The following is a 16,636-nucleotide window of genomic DNA, read 5'->3' on the forward strand; positions in this document are numbered from 1 at the left end:
TCCGCGGGATGTGTTCAGACGACGGCGGAGCCGGCCAGCAGTCCGGCGAGCGCGCTCACGGCCTCGGGGTCCCGGAGCATGGTGTAGTGGTCGCCCGGGACGGCCACCTGTCGTACGGGATGTGCGCTGAGGCCGCTCCAGCCGAGGTCCCCGCTGTCGGGCAGCAGTGAGCGCTCCGGCTTGACGAGGGTGAGGGGGCGCTCGATGGGGCCCGGCTCGTACGGGGCGGTGCAGCGGTTGTTGCGGGACAGGCCGCCCTGGTAGGCGGCGTACAGCTTGCGCAGTCCGGCGAGTTCGGTGCCCCGCGGCAGGAGCCCCTGGTCGACGGCGGCGTCGAGCACCTGGGGCAGTCCGTCCTCGGGTGCGGCGAGGGACGGGACGCTCACGGTGAAGGGGCTGCGGCGCTTCGCCCCGAGGTACATCGCGAACCAGTCGAGGAGCATCGAGGCGTCGAGCAGTTCGTCGGTGCGCTTGAAGGCGGGGACGGGGGCGATGCTGTCGAGCAGGACGAGGTCCCGCAGGACGGCACCGCGCCCGGCCGCTTCGAGCCGGGTGGCGATCTCGTAGGCGACGACGCCGCCGAAGGACCAGCCGACGAGCGAGAACGGCGCGGAGTCGGCGCCCGCAGCGGCGAGTTCGTCGAGGCAGCGGGCCGCCAGCGCCCCGACGGACACGACGGGTGCGCGGGGGTCGAGGGCCGCGGCGAGGAACTCGGGGACGTTGCCCAGGTCGAGCAGGTACAGGGCAGTGTCCTCGGGCAGCTGCCCGGCGAGCGCCTCCCACTCACCGGCCGCGAGCGCGCCCGGGTGGACGGCGCAGATCCGGTGGGCCGTGTCCCCGCCCGCGTCCCGCAGGGTGCGCAGTACGGGGCGGGGTGCGGACGGGTCAGGCCGCGGCGACATGGTTCGCGCTCTCCTCGGCTATGTGCTCGGAGAGCGCGGCTACGGTCGGGTGGTACCAGAGGGCGGTCGCCTCCAGTTCGAAGCCGAGCCACTTCTCCAGCTCGCCGGCGAGGATGAGGGCCTCGGTCGAGTCGAGGTCGAACTCGTCGAAGTAGCGCTCGACGTCGATCTCGGAGGGCTCGACCTCCAGGCGGACGGCCAGCTTCTCGACCAGCCAGGCCTGTGCTTCCTTAGCGGTGACAGTCTGCATGGGAGTACCTCGATTCACTTCTTGACGGCGTGGGGGCGGAGATCACGGGTGATGGACTCGGCGGCCTTCAGCCCTGAGACGAAGCCGGCCTCGTGGGACCCGATGAGGTCGTGGCCGATCTTCGGGGAGTGGAAGTACGAACCGGCGAGCTTGACGCGTCCGGTCTCGTTGACCGAGTAGATGGTGCGCTGCATGGTGCGCACGTCCAGGTCGATGATCGGGTGGGTGAACGGCAGCTCGCGGATGACGAGTTCGTCCCGGGGGACGATGGGCGAGTCGAGCGTGACGAAGTAGTCCTTGCTCGCGGTGAAGCCCTGGAGCGAGTTCATGTAGTACGCGACCCAGGTGCGGGTGCGCCCGTCCACGGTCTTGAGGCCGTAGTTCCAGCTCTGCCAGCGCTCGCGGTTGGGCGGCATGGCGGCCGGGTCGGTGTGCAGGACGGCGCTGGTGGAGCTGTAGCGGACCTTGCCGAGGATGTCGGCCTGGAGCGCGCTGGGCTGTTCGAGCATCGCGAGCGTCTGGTCCGCGTGCGAGGCCAGGACCGCGTAGTCGTAGCGCTCCTCGCCGTCGGCCGTGCCGATGACCACGCCGTCGGCCTCCTCGCGGACCCGGGTGACCGGGCTGGAGGTGCGGACCTTGCCGTGGATCCCGGCGACGACCCTGCGTACGTACTCGATGCTGCCGCCGGCCACGGTCTTCCAGGCGACCGTGCGCCCGCCGAGGCCGCCGGGGTCGTGGGACATGAAGAAGGCGATGACGGTCGTGGCGGGCATCTCCCAGATGAGCTCGGCGGGGACCGACCAGACGGCGGTGGCGAGCAGTACGACGTAGCCGTACTTGAAGGCGTCGGAGTAGCCGCCCCTGCTCAGGTACTCACCGAGCGCCATGTCGGTGCGCTTGCGCAGGAAGTCGCGCGGCGCCTCGCGGTGGAAGCGCTCGGCGTCCCGCCACAGGGTGAGGAAGTCGGCCGGATAGCGCTGGGCTATCTCCTCCTCGGTCAGTTCGAACTCGGTCGTTCCGTAGTCGAGGCCACGGTCGAGGTCGAAGAAGTCGAATCCGCCCGAGTGGTCCAGGGCGGGGGCGCCGATCTCCTCGAAGAACGCGGTGATCTGCGGGTAGGTACGGGAGTTGAAGACCACGAAGGCGGTGTCGATGCCGATCGTCCGGCCGTCCTCCTCCTCGACCTCGACGGTCAGCGCGTGACCTCCGGGCCGGTCGTCCTTCTCGTACACGGTGACTTCGACGTCGTCCGGCAGGTGGTGGGCGGCGGACAGTCCGGATATGCCGGCACCGACGACAGCGACACGGGTGGTCATGGCAGGCAGCCCTTCGGCGTGAGCGGTACTCGTGGAACCGGTCGCGGCGGCGCGACGACGGCTGGGGCGCAGAGGAGTGAGACCTCTGGGGCGGAGAGTTCGCCTGTGCCCCGTTGCGGCGTTGACGGCCGGTGTGACGGCGGCGTCGCTGCTACGGCGGGGTGTGACGACGGCGGTGTGAACTGTGTCCGGCGACGGGGCCGGCATGGCCAGAAACGTAGGTCGGCCGCCGCACGGGGGTCAATCACCGGATCGGGGATGCCCGAGCGCCCATCGGAAGATCCGATGGGCTGAAAGAACGGTGTCCGGATTCGAACGTCTCTGCGCTCGTAGCCGCTATTCGGCCAACTCCGCGCACCATCCGAAGTTCATCCTTCGTGACTGTCCGGATCGGGGCCAGGGTGGGCTCTTGTAGGAGGCAGGTAACCCTGCCCCCAGAGCCCTGTGTCATGTCGCAGTAGTAGAGGAGAGGCTTCCATGCCCACCATTCCCTGGATGCCAGGGGCAGCCGCCGACGAAGCGACCGCCGACTCCGGCCAAGCCGTGGTCATGGCGTCCAAGCTTCAGGTCAGCTCGCTGCTCCACGTCCCCCGCTTCTTCCTGCTGTCACTCGTGGTCTGGAAGCAGGTGCGGTCAGCGCCCGGCGTCATCGGCGCCTCGCTGCGGGCCGAGCCGCTGAAGAAGACCTTCTGGACCCTGTCGGCGTGGAGCGGCCAGGAGGCCCTGGACACGTTCTCGCGCTCGGACCCGCACAAGGGCATCGTCGGCCGGCTCCGCAAGGTGATGGCCCGTTCGGTGTTCGTCTTCTACCCGGCGGACCGCGAGAGCCTGCCCGCCGGCTGGGACGACGCGGTGAAGCGGCTGGCCGACAAGGAGGCGGGCCGATGAGCGCCGTCACGGGACAGGCCCCCGCCGACACGCCCCCGAAGCCGGTGATCCCGCGCGGCGGGCTGGTGCTGACCGCCGCCTGCCTCGGGCTGTTCATGTCGTTCATCGAGGTGACGGCGGCGATCTCGACCCTGCGTGCCCTGCAGGTGGACATGCACGTCGCCCCCGCCGACCTGAGCTGGGTGTCGAGCACCTACACCCTGGTCGTGGCCGCCTGTGTGCTCTCCGGCGGCGCACTGGGCGAACGCTTCGGCCGACGCCGGGTGTTCGTCATCGGGGTGGTCGCGCTCGCCGCCGGTTCACTCGTCGTGGCGACCGCGAGCGGCTTCCCGCAGGTGCTCGTCGGCCGGGCGATCAGCGGGGTCGGCGGCGCGCTGGTGCTGCCGACGTCACTCGCCATCATCACCACGACGTTCTTCGTCGATCTGCCGCGCATGCTGCGCTACATCACCATCTGGGTGTCCATGTCCGGCGTAGGCCTCGCCCTGGGTCCGCTGCTCGGCGGTGCGCTCCTGGACCGGTTCGACTGGCCCGCGGTGTATCTGGTGAACGCCCCGCTCGCGGTGGTGACCGTGGCCGTCACCCTTTACGCGGTCAAGGAGACGAAGGTCCCCGACCGCGCTCTCGACCTGCCGGGCCAGTTCCTGTCCGTCGTCGGCCTCGGCACGCTGGTGTACGGGATCGCGGTCGGTGGCCGCGAGGGCTACGGCGACCCGGTGGTGGTGGCCACCCTGGTGGTCGCGGTGGTCGCCCTGACCGCACTGGTCCTGGTCGAACGGCGGGCGCCGGTGCCCATGCTGGACGTACGCATGATGGCTTCGGTCCCGCTGTCCGCCACGCTGGTGGTGGCGGCGAGCGCGCTCTTCACCTTCGTCGGCGTCGTCTTCCTCGAAGTGCTGTTCCTGCAGCGGGTCCAGGGCACCGAGCCCATGGCCACCGGTCTCAAGCTGCTGCCCGCGATGGTCGCGTTCGTCCTGTCCACCCTGGTGGCGCAGCGGATCGCGAGCAAGGTCGGGCCCGCCCGGCTGCTCGCCGTGGGCTCACTGGTCACGGCCGCGGCCGCGATCGTGCTGGTCCGGCAGCAGCCCGACAGCTCGTACGGGATCACGGCCGTCGGCCTGGCGCTGCTCGGCCTGGGCAGCGGCCTCGTGGTCGCCCCGTCGACGGCGGCGGCCTTCGCCGTGGCGGAGCCGGCCCAGATGGGCGCGGCCTCCAACGCGGTGACCGCCTTCCGCCAGGTCGGCTCGGTGCTCGCCACCGCCGTCCTGGGCTCGGTGCTCGCCGTACGGTTCATCGGCGCGCTGCCGGAACGGCTCGACACCGCGCATGTGCCCCCGGAGGTCGCCACGCAGGTCGTGGCCGTGGCGCGGGAGGGCGGCAACAGCGCCGGCCGTTCCACGCCTGAGGTCACGGAGGCCGTCAGCGCCTCGTTCAACGTGGGCATCCACACCGGTCTGTGGGTGGTCGCCGGGGTGTCCGCGCTGGCCGCCGTGCTCGCCTTCGCGTTCATTTCCAGTAAGAAGAAGGAAAGTTAGCATTTCGAATTCCTGATACGGGTTCAGGAATTCTGATAGTGCGCAGAGCGCCTCCGGAAAAGTATGTACCCGGCGTCCGCGGAGTGGTGTCATTGAATCAAAGCGGAGAACTCACCTCGCCGGTCCGGTAATTCGAGGGGAGGCAGGGAAATACCCCCGCACGACTGACGAGGGGCCTGGGTGGTAAGCGTTCCGGCTGCGAGACGGACCCTGTCCCGCAGCCGGGCGCGCCCCGCCGGATCAATAAGCACCTTCCGCCGCAACGCCCCCCGGTGCGTCCAGGAAACAGACAAGGAGATTCCACCATGAAGGTCCGCCGCCGGGATCACCTGGTCTGCAGCTGGCATCCGGACGGGTTGCGCATGGGAATTCCCGGGGAGCGTCGCTGGATCGAGATCACCCCCGATCTGCTCGACCTCCTTTCGAAAGCCGGCGAGGGGACCGACACGGACGAGCTGGCGAGGCGGTTCCCCGCAGAGGAGCACGACCGGGTCCGCAGCGCCGTGGGAACCCTCACGGAGCTGGGTGTGCTGGTGCCGTACGAGGACGCTCCGCCGCTGCGGGATCGCCGGGACCCCGTCGCCGGGCGGTTCCCCGCCGAGACCCGGGGCGCCGGGCACCTGGTGCACTCCCCCGCCCGCGTGGAGCGCGCGGAGGACCTCGGGGGCGAGGACGGCTCCCCCGGCATCTTCAAGGAGTACCCCGGCAGACCGGTCGTGATGCTGCCGCGCCGGCCGCTGCGCCTGGCCGCACCGGTCGGTTCGGCCTTCACCACCCGGCGCAGCCACCGCAGATTCAGCGGCGCCCCGGTCTCGCTCGACCAGCTCGGCACCCTGCTCTTCCACAGCTTCGCCCCACAGCGCTCCCTCCACGGCGGCCCTTCCGGTGCCCAGCGGGACAGGGCCGGCTCCCCGGCCGGCGGCCGGCACGAGGCCGAGGCGTACGTCGTGGCCTACGACGTCGAGGGGGTCCAGCCGGGCCTCTACCACTACTCGGCCGCCCGCCACGCCCTGGAGCTGCTCGGCACGGACGCCTCCCGCGAACGCGTGGCCGCGCTGACCTACCATCAGGAACCTTCCTACGAAGGTGCGTTCACGGTCTTCACCACAGCTGTCGCGGACCGGCTGGCCTGGAAGTACCGCCACCCCCATGCCTACCGGCGGTGGATGCACGACGCCGACCACTACGGCCGGACCTTCGCCCTGACCGCCACCGGGCTGGGTCTCGGCCCCTTCCAGACGGTCGCCTTCGCCGACAGCGAGGTGGAACGGTTCCTCGGTGTCGACCCCGACGAGGAGTTCGCCGTGTACCTGCTCTCGGCGGGCATCCCGGAGCGTCCCGGCCCCCTGGCTCCCACCGGTTTCGCCTTCCCGCCGCTCCCGGAGGCGACGCCCGCGCCCTGGGCGGCCCCCGCGCCGTGGCCGGCGGCGGGCTGATCCGGCTCCTCGGGTGCGGCGCCCCGCGCCGCACCGTCCGACCCGCCCGCACCTTCCATCCGCCGCGCATCCGGGAGGACCCGTCCATGCACCCCACCGTCGCCCGCCCTCCGGTCACCCGCCACGAACTGCTCACCGAACTGGTGAGCCAGGCCGTCGGGGACGACCGCTGGCTCACGGCCACCGTCTCGCTCGACGCACTGGAGAACGACGGGGAACTGGCCCGCAGCGTCCTCCTGGAGGCCGCCGACCGCCTGGCCACGTCGGCGAAGACCGCCGATCCCGCCGACCTCCTCTGGGCCGTACGCAAGGCCGCGCTGAGGTCAGTGGCCCCGGCACCCGTCTCCGTACTCCCCGAGGACGGAGCCGAGCCCCGCCGCCCCCTCGACGGCGCCGGGTACAGGGCCACGGAGCAGGACGAAGGCGGCGCGCAGCCGACGACGGGTCCGCACCCCGCGCGGCCTCCGGCGGCCGCCGCCCCCGCGCTCGACTCCCTGCGTCGCGGTCCGGAGCTCGATCTGGGCGCGCTGGTCGACGCGCTCGGCTTCCTGGAGGTCACCGAGACCCGGTGAACGGGCTCCCCCCGGAGCCCGTGCGCCGTACCGACGGGGCGGTGCCGGGCCGGCTCGTCGGGCATCCTCCCGACGGGCCTGCCCCGCCCCGCCCCGTCGGCGTCAGCCGCCGTCGCCGGCCGGTGCGGCGGCTCCCCCGCCGAGAGTGGCGGCCGACTCCCTGCGGCGCCGCTGCTCCGCGACGTCGGCCACGGGAGCCGACAGCATCAGGGCCCGGGTGTAGGGGTGCCGGGGGTCGGTGGTGACGTCGTGGGCGTCGCCGGTCTCCACGAGGGACCCGCCCTTGATCACCGCCACCCGGTGGCTCATGAAGCGCACGACGGAGAGGTCGTGGGTGACGAAGAGATAGGCGACGCCCGTCTCCTCCTGGATCTCCAGCAGCAGTTCGAGAACCGTGCGCTGGGTGGTCAGGTCGAGAGCGGACACCGGTTCGTCGCAGATCACGAGCCGGGGACGCAGGGCCAGCGCGCGGGCGATGGCGACCCGTTGACGCTGGCCGCCCGAGAACTCCCGGGGCAGACGGCTCGCCGCGTCCGGTGGGAGATGGACCCGCTCCAGGAGGTCGCCCACCCGGCCGCGTGCCTCCCGGGCGCTCGCACCGTGCCCCAGGAGGGGCTCGCCGAGCGTGTCCCCGACGGTGCGTGAGGGGTTCAGCGAGGTGTACGGGTCCTGGAAGACGACCTGGAGGTCGCGGCTGAGCTCACGGCGGCGCGAGGCCTTCGCCGTGTCGATCCGCTCGCCGTCGAAGGTGATGCTGCCGGAGCGGGCCGGTACGAGCCCGAGGACGGCGCGCCCGATCGTGGTCTTGCCCGAGCCCGACTCGCCGACCAGTCCCAGGGTCTCGCCCGGCCGGATGTCGAGGGAGACCCCCTTGAGGATCTCGGTGCGCGGGGCGCGCCATCCCTTGCCCGGGTAGGAGACCCGGAGGTCCCTGATCCGCAGCAGGGCGTCGGGGACGGTGGATTCGGTGGTGGCGGTGCTGGTCATGCGGTGGTCTTCCTCGCCTCTCGGGGCTGCCAGGGCGCCCGGACCGGGGCCTCGTCGAGGACCGCGCCGAGCAGGGTCCGGGTGTAGGGGTCCCGGGGGGAGCGGAGGACCTGGTCGGTTGTCCCGGTCTCGAGGATCCTGCCGTCGCTCATCACGGCGACGCGGTCGCAGAGGTCCGCCACGACACCGAGGTTGTGGGTCACCAGAAGTACGCCCAGGCCCCGCTCCTGCTGGAGCCTGCGCAGCAGACCGAGTATCTCGGCCTGGACCCGGACGTCCAGCGCCGTGGTCGGCTCGTCGGCGATGAGGAGCTCCGGGTCGCAGGACATGGCGCCTGCGATCAGGACCCGCTGGGCCATGCCCCCGGAGATCTCGTGGGGGTACAGCCGCATCGTCCGCGCGGGATCGGGGATCTCCACCAGACGCAGCAGGTCGAGAGTCCGGTCGGCGGCCTCCTTCCGCGAGATGCCGAGGACGTGCCGCATGGGTTCCATGAGCTGGCTGCCGATGGTGAAGGCCGGGTCGAGGTTGCTCATCGGTTCCTGCGGGACGTACGCCACGGTGCCTCCCCTCAGCGCGCGGTGAGCGCGCTCGGGCAGCCCGACGACCTGCTGGCCCTTGATCATGACGCTCCCCGAGGCGACCCGCCCGCCCTCGGGCAGGATCCCGAGCACCGAGAAGGCCGTCTGTGTCTTCCCCGAGCCCGACTCCCCCACCAGGCCCACGATTTCGCCCGGGTGCACATCGAGGTCGATGCCGTGCACCACTTCCTTGCCCGTGCCGTCCGGGCGGGCGTAGGCGACGGTGAGGCCGCGGACCGAGAGGAGTGCGCCCGGTTCCGACGGCCTGTCCACGACCGGCGTGGGAGGGGTGCGGGGCCTCCCGCGGCGCCGCCCGGCCGGCTCGCCGCCGCGGTCCTCCAGTACGTCGCGCAGTGCCCCGGCGAGGAGGACGAGGCTGCCGTTGGTCAGGCCGAGGGCCAGTCCGGGCCAGAGGATGAGCAGGGGCGCGCGCTGAATGTTCTGGAACGCCTCGTTGAGCATCGCGCCCCAGGTCGCCGCCGAGCCGCTGCCGACGCCGAGGAACTCCAGACCGGCCTGGAGTCCGATGGCGATTCCGGCGACGAGGGCCACCTGGATGATGAGGGGGCCGCGGACGACGATCAGGATGTGCCGGGCGACGATCCGGGTGTCGGACAGCCCGGACACCTTCGCGGCGTCGACGTACAGCTCCTTACGGACGTTGGCGACGATGCCGCGGACCAGACGGAAGAAGGCGGGGGCCACGAGCACCCCGAGCACGATCATCAGCACCCAGACGTCGGGGCCGAGGATGGCGCGGGAGGCGAGGAGCACCACCATCGCGGGCAGCGCCATGACGAGGTTGACGGCCCAGTTGGCGACGGAGTCGAACCGGCCGCCGTAGTAACCGGCGTACAGGCCGGACGGCACTCCCAGGGCGAGGGCGACCGCCAGGGCGACCACCGCCCCGCCCAGTGTGTTGCGTCCGCCGTACAGGATGCGCGAGAGGATGTCCCGTCCCGCGGAGTCCATGCCCATGGGGTGCGCTCCGTCGGGCGCCGCGAACGCGTCGCCGAGCGAGGAGACGTCCGGGGCCTGCGGTGCGAGCAGCGGCGCGAGGACGACACCGGCGACGAGCAGGAGGAGCACCCCCGCCGAGATAGCGCCGAGCGGGTTGAGCAGGAGCCTGCGAAGACTTCCGCCGGCGGAGCCGGGGTCCGGTGCCGACGGGCGGGACGCGCCGGCCTCACCGGCCGGGAGGTTCTCGCTCATGCGGCCCTCGCCTTCGGGTTGAGCCAGCCGATCATGGTGTCGACCAGGAGATTGATCAGGACGACACCGATCACGGTGAACATGACCAACGCCATGATCACGGGGATGTCACCGCGGGTGGTGTAGGTGACGGTCATGCTTCCGATGCCGGGGAGCCCGAAGATCTGTTCCACGAGCACCGCGCCGCCGAGCAGGCCGACGAACTGCATGCCGAGGACGGAGAGCGCCGGCGCGGACGCGTTGCGCAGGACGTGCCGGAACACGATCCGGGAGGTGGGCAGTCCGCGTGCGCGCAGGGTACGGACGTAGTCCTGGCGCAGTACGTCGACGACGGCACCCCGGACCTGCTGCGAGACCCCCGCGACGGAGGCGACCGCGAGGGACAGGACCGGGAGCGTGACGGTGGAGAGCCAGCCGCTGGGCGACTCGGTGAAGGGGGTGTACCCGATCGCCGGGAACCAGTTCAGGTTGACCGCGAAGACGAGGACGATCACCAGGGTGACGAGGAATCCCGGCAGGGCGTATCCGACCACCCCGAGGATCTGTACGAAGCGGTCGGCCGCTCCGCGCCGGACGCCCGCCCAGACGCCGAGCAGGAACGACACGACGGTGGTGACGAGGGTGACCCCCAGGGTGAGGCTCGCGGTGACCGGCAGCCGGCCGGCGACCGCGGTCCCGACGTCCTCGCTGGTGAACCAGGAGGTGCCCAGGTCGCCGCGGACGGCGTGCGCCAGCCAGTCGGCGTACTGCACGAGGACGGGCCGGTCCAGGCCGAGCGAGGCGTTCTTGGCGTCGACGGCCGCCTGGTCGGCGCCCTGGCCGAGGAGTTGTCTGCCGACGTCCGCGTCGGAGACCGACAGCAGCAGGTAGGAGAGGAGTGAGATGACGACCAGGAGCACAGCCCCCGCCGCGATCCTTCGGGCGATGAAGTTCAGCATGGCACTCGGTATCTGTTCGGCACTCGGCTGTGCGTGGCCGGCCGCCGGGGGCGGTCCCGCCTCACGGACCGCCCCCGGCGGGGCGTCATGAGACGGGGGCGTAGTTGTAGATCGACGGCACGGCCATGCCGGACTGCGGGGTGATCTTCACCGTGCCGTCCGAGACGTGCAGGTAGGTCATCCGGTAGAAGGGCACGAACCAGCCCTCCTCGACGAGGTGCGTGTTGAGCGCCGTCGCCGCCTGCTTCACCTCCGCGCCGGCGCCGGTCTGGATCTGCGGTATCAGCTTCTGCACGGTGGCGTCGGTGGTGCCGAACATGTTGAAGGCACCGGGAGTCACCAGCTCGTTGACGACGACCCAGTCGGACGAGGACTGCCCGATGTTCATGACCATGCCGGAGTAGGCGCGGTCGGTGAACACCTTCTGGACGGCCGAGCTGCCGTCGAGGTCGTCCCAGACCAGCGTGATGCCGATGGCCTTGAGGTCGGTGACGAGCGAGGCGGCCAGGGCGTCGTTGACGATCGCGGAGATCCGGGGAAGCTTCAGCTCGAAGCCCTTGGCGTAACCCGCGGCCTTCAGCAGGCTCTTGGCCTTCGCCGGGTCGTGGGACCAGTAGGTGTCCAGCTTCGGGTCGTAGCCCTGGGTGTCGGGGCCGAAGACCTGGTCCGTGACCTTGCCCCTCTTCTGCCGGATGGTGGAGAGCATCGTGTCGCGGTCGATCGCGAGGTTGAGCGCCTGACGGACCCGGGGGTCCTTGAGCGCGGGGGTCAGCGCGCCCGCGCGGTCGAACAGCAGCAGCCCCTGGAAGTCGAATTCCTGCTTCGTCGTCTTCACCCGGGGGTCGGACTCGATGCTGATCTGCTGGTCGGCGCTCTGCAGGAGGGCCGCGTCGACCTGGCCGGTCCTGATGCCGTTGACAATCGCCGTCTCGTTGTCGAAGAAGCTGATCGCGAGGTTCTCGTAGGGTGCCTTCTCGCCCCAGTAGTCCTTGTTCCGCTCGTAGACCCACTTGGTCCCGATGGTCGTCTTCGCCTTGACGAGGCGGTAGGGGCCCGTGCCGTCGGGGGTGGTCTTGAGGCTGTCGGCCTTCGCGAACTTCGCCGGGTTCGCCATCAGACCCGCCGCGTCACTCAGGTAGAAGAGCATGGCCGGGTCTGCCTGCTTGAGCTCGAGGGTCACATGCGTGGGGTCCACGACTTCGACGCCTTCCAGACCGTTCAGCCACTTCGCGTCGGCCCCGCCGCCCTTCTTGAAGTGCTCCATGTTCGCCTTGACGCCGGCCGCGTCGAAGGCCGTGCCGTCGGCGAACTTCACGTCCTTGCGCAGGGTGAATGCGAGCTCGGTGGCGTCCTCGTTGTACGTCCACTCCGTGGCGAGCATCGGGCTGAAGTCACCGTTCGGCTCCCGCTTGACCAGGGTGTCGTAGGTGGCCTGGAAGAACGGCAGCGCGCTGCCCACGGCGTGCGCCGGGTCCAGGCTCTGCGGGAAGGTCAGCGTGGCGATGTCCAACTGCGGGTCGCCGGAGCTCTTGGTGCCCGAGCCCGCGCATCCCGCGAGGGCGAGGGACATCGCCAGGGCGGCGGCGAGAGCCCCGCTTCGAGTGGTTCTGCTCATGAGATTCGCTCCGTCTGGAGGGCCGGGGAAGGACGTCCCGGGTGAGAGTGGCGGTGAGCCTACACACGGAATTAACCAGTTGGTAGGTTTTTACGGCACGACTTCGCTCGCCTGGTAAATTCCGGGGGAGCATGACGAACCCGCAGGTCAGGACAGTCGCGGCGGACCACCCTCGACGCCGGCCCTGCGAGCGGCAGGGCGGACGGCTGCCCCACGACGGCAGGAGGCCGCCGAGTTGAATGACCGACCCGAGGATGTCCCGCAGCGCCTGACGAAGGGCGAGCGCACCCGCGCCCGCATCCTCGACTCGGCGACGGAGCTCTTCTCCCGCACCGGCTTCAACGCGGTCTCGCTGCGCGACATCGCCGCGCACGCCGGGATGACCCACGCCGGGCTGCTCCACCACTTCCCCGGCAAGGAGGCCATGCTCCTCGAGGTGCTGGCGCAGCGGGACCGTACGGACGCGCAGACCGTCTTCCCCGACATCGTCCGGCCGGGGACACCGGCGCAGGCGTCCGACCGGTTGCGTGGCCTGGTCGACCTGGTGGTGCGCAACAGCCGGACGCACGGCATGGTCGCGCTCTACACGAAGCTGTCCGCCGAGGCGACCGACCCCGGCCATCCCGCGCACCACTACTTCAGGGAGCGCTACCGCGTCGTCAGGGCGGAGCTGACCGGACTCGTCGGGGCTCTGCAGGCCGAGAGCGGTTCGCCCGCCGACGTGGAACCCGGCGTGGTGGCCGTCCAGTTGCTCGCCCTGATGGACGGCCTGCAGACCCAGTGGCTGCTGGAGCCCGAGGCCGTGCCGATGGAGGCGCTGGTACGCGCGTTCCTGGCCCGGCTCGGGCTCGACCCCGACGACGGCGGCGCGGGGAGGGACACCCCCGTCAGCGCGTGAGCGTCGCGAGTGCGGCATCGGCCGTGCTTCTGTGCCCGGCGGCGTTGGGGTGGAACCCGGCCGCCTCCGCCGTGTCCTCGGGCTCGATCCAGCGGACTCCGGCCGGCTTGCACGCGTCGTGCCCGACGGAGGGCGCGTACGCGTCGACGTACACGTCCCGCTGCGCCCCCGCCTGCTGCGCGAGCATCGAGTTGAGCTGCTTCTCCTTGTCCCTGACCCAGGGGAAGTCGCCGGTCGCGAGGGACACCGTGGGACGGCAGGCCGTCCCGTCGTCGGGGAAGATCGCGGGATAGCCGACCACCAGCACCCTGGCGTTCGGTGACCTGCCGTGAATCTCCGCCAGCACCGCCGCGACCTTCGGGGCCGTGGTGGCGATGCGGGAGCCGATCTCGTCGGTGCCGAGCAGTGTGTAGCTGCTCTTGCAGGGAGCGCCGTACGGGGCCAGTTGGCCGAGGATGACGCAGCGCGTGAGGATGCCGACCAGGTCGAGGTCGTTGCCGCCGATGCCGAGGGTGACCAGGGTCGTGTCGGGCCGCAGGGCGTCGAGCTGGGGACCCGCCGTCGCCTGCGGGTTCGTCATATGGCTCGTGTCGGCCCCGGCGCAGGTGGCGTCGGTGAACGAGGCGGCGCCGAGCTCCGCCGCGATCAGGGACGGGTAGTTCCTGGACGAGCGGCCGCAGGTCGCGTCGGTCTGGTCGGGCACGCCCGGCCCGGAGCTGAAGGAGTCGCCCAGCGCGACGTACCGGACGGCCTCCTTGCCGCTCACGCCCGGGCGTTCCGCGGGGCCGGCGGAGGCGGCTCCCGCGGAGGCGGCCAGCGCGGCCATGACGGTGACGGCGGCGAGCGGGACGCGCACCGCCCGGCGGGCGCGGCCGGAGAGTCGGGCCGGTGAAGAGGGCTGACTGGCAGGGGGCATGACCGTTCCTCGTTTCGTTCGGGGAAAAGAGGCGCGGCCTCAGGACGCTGTGCACTGCACTGTCCCGGAGCGGCGCGGCTCGAGCGCGAAAACCGTACGTTGAACGGTTTCTAACCGTCAAGGGGTCGCGCAGAGGCTCGCGCACCACATGTCCGCCGTACGGCTGGCGTGCGGCGCGACCTCTTGACGTCCAAAACCGATCAATTTACGGTTTTCAGATCGCCCGGGACCGGGCACCGCCCGGCCGGCCGTCGCCCAGCCGCTCCTCCCGCCCCGACCCGTTAGGTGCCGCATGACCCAGCAGCCTCCTCCTCCCCCGGCCGCTCCGCGGCTCTCCCTCACCGAGAAGGCGTCCCTGACCAGTGGCGCCGGTGACTTCGTCACGACGGCCGCGCCGGAGGCGGGGATTCCCGCCGTCACCATGTCCGACGGCCCGCACGGACTGCGGCTCCCGAAGGAGAGCGGCGACGGGGGCCAGATCGATCTGCACAGCGCCGCCCCGGCCACCTGCTACCCGCCCGCCGTGGCGCTGGGCAGCAGTTGGGACCCGGAGCTCGCCCACCGCGTGGCGGGTGCGCTCGCCGACGAGGCGGCCTCGCACGGGATCCGTGTCCTGCTCGGGCCGGGCATCAACATCAAGCGGTCCCCGCTGTGCGGGCGGAATTTCGAGTACTTCTCCGAGGACCCGCTGCTCACGGCCGAGATGGGCGGCGCGATGGTCCGGGGGCTCCAGGAGTCGGGCGTCGGCGCTGCACTCAAGCACTACGCGGCGAACAACCAGGAGACCGACCGCATGCGCGTCAGCGCGGACATCGACGAGCGCCCGCTGCGCGAGATCTATCTGCGGGCCTTCGAACGCATCGTCCGCCGCGACCGCCCCTGGTCCGTCATGTGCTCCTACAACGCGGTCAACGGCACGCTCCTGTCCGAGAACTCCCGGCTGCTCACCGGCATCCTGCGTACCGAGTGGGGTTTCGACGGCATCGTCATGTCCGACTGGGGCGCCGTACGCGACCGGGTCGCCGCACTCCGCGCCGGACTCGACCTCCAGATGCCGGGCACGCACGGCCGCACCGACGCGGAAGTCGTCGCGGCGGTGACGGCGGGAGAACTCGACGAGTCGGTGCTGGACACCTCCGTGGAGCGGCTGGCCCACTTCGCCCGGCGGGCCGACGAGGGCGTCCGGACCGGCCCCCGGATGTCGGCCGACGAGCACCACCGCCTCGCCGGGGAGGCCGCCGACCGGTGCGTCGTCCTCCTCAAGAACGAGCACGACGTCCTGCCGCTCGACCCGTCGAGCGGCAGCGTGGCGGTCATCGGCGAGCTGGCACGCACGCCGCGCTACCAGGGCGCGGGCAGCTCCCAGGTCACCCCGACCCGGCTCGACGCACCCCTGGACAAGCTGCGTGAACTCGCCGACGGTGCCCGCGTGGACTTCGTCCCCGGCTATCCGGTCCCCGGCGGCGAGGCGGCGGAGACGGCCGGGGCCCTGGCTGACGAGGCCGTGCGTCTGGCGACCGCCTGCGACACCGTCGTCGTCTTCCTGGGCCTGTCGGCCGCCGACGAGTCCGAAGGGTTCGACCGTGGCCACATCGGCCTGCCGGAGGACCAACTCCTGCTGCTGGAACGCCTGGTCGCGGCGAACCCGCGCGTGGTGGCCGTGCTCTCCAACGGCGGCGTGGTGCGCACCGCTCCCTGGCACGACACCGTTCCCGCCCTGGTCGAGGGCTGGCTGTTGGGGCAGGCGGGCGGCGGCTCGCTGGCCCGGGTGCTCTTCGGCACCGTCAACCCGTCGGGCAAGCTGGCCGAGACCGTCCCGCTGCGCCTGGAGGACTCACCGAGCCACCTCTCCTTCCCGGGGGAGGAAGGACATGTCCGCTACGGCGACGGCGTCTTCGTCGGGTACCGGGGCTACGACGCCGCGGCACGCGAGGTCGCCTTCCCCTTCGGCCACGGCCTCTCGTACACGTCCTTCGCGTACTCCGGCCTGCGGGTCGAACGGGACGGTGACGCCTTCTCCGTGCACGTCACCGTCACCAACACGGGCCGGCGCCCCGGACGCGAAGTGGTCCAGATCTACAGCAGCGGACCGGCCGGGTCCACGGTCGCCCGCCCCCCGAGGGAGCTGCGCGGCTTCGTGTCCGTGACCCTGGGCCCCGGTGAGAGCCGTGAGGTCGCCGTGGGGATTCCGCGCGGTGAACTCGCCTACTACAGCGCACGCGAGTCCGGCTGGCGGGTCGAGGGCGGCGACTACGGCATCGAGGCCGGCTCGTCCTCCCGGGACATCCGCGGGTCGGCGGTGATCAGCGTGGAGGGCGATCCGTCGGGCGTCGCGCTGAGCGGCCGCAGCACGATCGCGGAGTGGCTGAACCACCCGGTCGGGGGCCCTCTGCTAATGGAGAGGTTCATGGCAGCCCGGGCAGCGGCGGGAGCAGCCGCCGGCGCCATGGAGAACCCGACGATGGCCCAGTTCCTCGCCGGTATGCCCCTGGAGGTGGTCGCCGAGTTCCCGCAGAGCCCCGTGGGCCCCGAAGGGGTGGCGGAGCTGACGGCCCTGGCCGCGGCCGGCACACCCGCGGGGGACGCGTGA

General features: G+C 71.3%; 14 protein-coding genes. 6 read left to right on the plus strand and 8 right to left on the minus strand.

Translation table 11 applies throughout. From position 1 onward, the window contains the following. Positions 1-14: 14 nt before the first annotated feature. From ACIBCU_RS14240 to ACIBCU_RS14250, 3 genes are read right to left on the minus strand one after another with little or no spacing between them, the layout of a single operon-like run. Positions 15-902 (minus strand): alpha/beta fold hydrolase, encoded by an 888-nt coding sequence (locus ACIBCU_RS14240; protein WP_399231504.1) that lies wholly within the window; start codon positions 900-902, stop codon positions 15-17. Continuing rightward, positions 886-1,152: an acyl carrier protein gene (locus tag ACIBCU_RS14245; protein ID WP_104784310.1), complete on the minus strand. Its 267-nt coding sequence runs from the start codon at positions 1,150-1,152 to the stop codon at positions 886-888. Before ACIBCU_RS14245 ends, ACIBCU_RS14240 begins: the two co-directional genes overlap by 17 nt. A gap of 14 nt (positions 1,153-1,166) precedes the next feature. Beyond that, positions 1,167-2,468, minus strand: coding sequence for an NAD(P)/FAD-dependent oxidoreductase (locus ACIBCU_RS14250; protein ID WP_399231507.1), 1,302 nt, complete (start codon positions 2,466-2,468; stop codon positions 1,167-1,169). 477 nt (positions 2,469-2,945) lie between these two features. Here ACIBCU_RS14250 and ACIBCU_RS14255 point away from each other — a divergent pair, with 477 nt between their 5' ends. From ACIBCU_RS14255 to ACIBCU_RS14270, 4 genes are all read left to right on the plus strand, one after another. After that, the gene (locus tag ACIBCU_RS14255; RefSeq protein ID WP_362933218.1) at positions 2,946-3,356 is read left to right on the plus strand and encodes a DUF3291 domain-containing protein; all 411 of its coding nucleotides are present in this window, start codon (positions 2,946-2,948) and stop codon (positions 3,354-3,356) included. Next, positions 3,353-4,891, plus strand: coding sequence for an MFS transporter (locus tag ACIBCU_RS14260; RefSeq protein ID WP_399231509.1), 1,539 nt, complete (start codon positions 3,353-3,355; stop codon positions 4,889-4,891). The genes ACIBCU_RS14255 and ACIBCU_RS14260 overlap by 4 nt, the downstream gene beginning before the upstream one ends. Positions 4,892-5,196: 305 nt before the next feature. Continuing rightward, positions 5,197-6,327 (plus strand): SagB/ThcOx family dehydrogenase, encoded by a 1,131-nt coding sequence (locus ACIBCU_RS14265; RefSeq protein ID WP_399231511.1) that lies wholly within the window; start codon positions 5,197-5,199, stop codon positions 6,325-6,327. Between the two features lie 86 nt (positions 6,328-6,413). After that, positions 6,414-6,899 (plus strand): hypothetical protein, encoded by a 486-nt coding sequence (locus ACIBCU_RS14270; protein ID WP_362933227.1) that lies wholly within the window; start codon positions 6,414-6,416, stop codon positions 6,897-6,899. 102 nt (positions 6,900-7,001) lie between these two features. Here ACIBCU_RS14270 and ACIBCU_RS14275 read toward each other — a convergent pair whose 3' ends face one another. From ACIBCU_RS14275 to ACIBCU_RS14290, 4 genes are all read right to left on the minus strand, one after another. Then, positions 7,002-7,886 (minus strand): ATP-binding cassette domain-containing protein, encoded by an 885-nt coding sequence (locus ACIBCU_RS14275; RefSeq protein WP_362933229.1) that lies wholly within the window; start codon positions 7,884-7,886, stop codon positions 7,002-7,004. Continuing rightward, positions 7,883-9,679 carry a dipeptide/oligopeptide/nickel ABC transporter permease/ATP-binding protein gene (locus ACIBCU_RS14280; protein ID WP_399231513.1) on the minus strand — a complete coding sequence of 599 codons (1,797 nt, stop codon included), beginning with the start codon at positions 9,677-9,679 and terminating at the stop codon, positions 7,883-7,885. The genes ACIBCU_RS14275 and ACIBCU_RS14280 overlap by 4 nt, the downstream gene beginning before the upstream one ends. Then, positions 9,676-10,617 carry an ABC transporter permease gene (locus ACIBCU_RS14285; protein WP_362933235.1) on the minus strand — a complete coding sequence of 314 codons (942 nt, stop codon included), beginning with the start codon at positions 10,615-10,617 and terminating at the stop codon, positions 9,676-9,678. The genes ACIBCU_RS14280 and ACIBCU_RS14285 overlap by 4 nt, the downstream gene beginning before the upstream one ends. 85 nt (positions 10,618-10,702) lie before the next feature. Then, the gene (locus ACIBCU_RS14290) at positions 10,703-12,232 is read right to left on the minus strand and encodes an ABC transporter substrate-binding protein (RefSeq protein WP_399231515.1); all 1,530 of its coding nucleotides are present in this window, start codon (positions 12,230-12,232) and stop codon (positions 10,703-10,705) included. A gap of 235 nt (positions 12,233-12,467) precedes the next feature. Here ACIBCU_RS14290 and ACIBCU_RS14295 point away from each other — a divergent pair, with 235 nt between their 5' ends. Next, on the plus strand, positions 12,468-13,130 hold the full coding sequence (locus ACIBCU_RS14295) for a TetR/AcrR family transcriptional regulator (RefSeq protein ID WP_399231517.1): 663 nt from the start codon (positions 12,468-12,470) through the stop codon (positions 13,128-13,130). Here the strand turns inward: ACIBCU_RS14295 and ACIBCU_RS14300 are convergent. After that, complete coding sequence (locus ACIBCU_RS14300; RefSeq protein ID WP_399231519.1) at positions 13,120-14,046, minus strand: SGNH/GDSL hydrolase family protein; 927 nt, start codon at positions 14,044-14,046, stop codon at positions 13,120-13,122. The two genes, ACIBCU_RS14295 and ACIBCU_RS14300, sit on opposite strands and share 11 nt — an antisense overlap. A gap of 292 nt (positions 14,047-14,338) precedes the next feature. Here ACIBCU_RS14300 and ACIBCU_RS14305 point away from each other — a divergent pair, with 292 nt between their 5' ends. Continuing rightward, complete coding sequence (locus tag ACIBCU_RS14305; protein ID WP_399231521.1) at positions 14,339-16,636, plus strand: glycoside hydrolase family 3 C-terminal domain-containing protein; 2,298 nt, start codon at positions 14,339-14,341, stop codon at positions 16,634-16,636.

The organism is Streptomyces sp. NPDC051064, from assembly GCF_044455985.1.
In the GTDB taxonomy this organism is placed as follows: Bacteria; Actinomycetota; Actinomycetes; order Streptomycetales; family Streptomycetaceae; genus Streptomyces.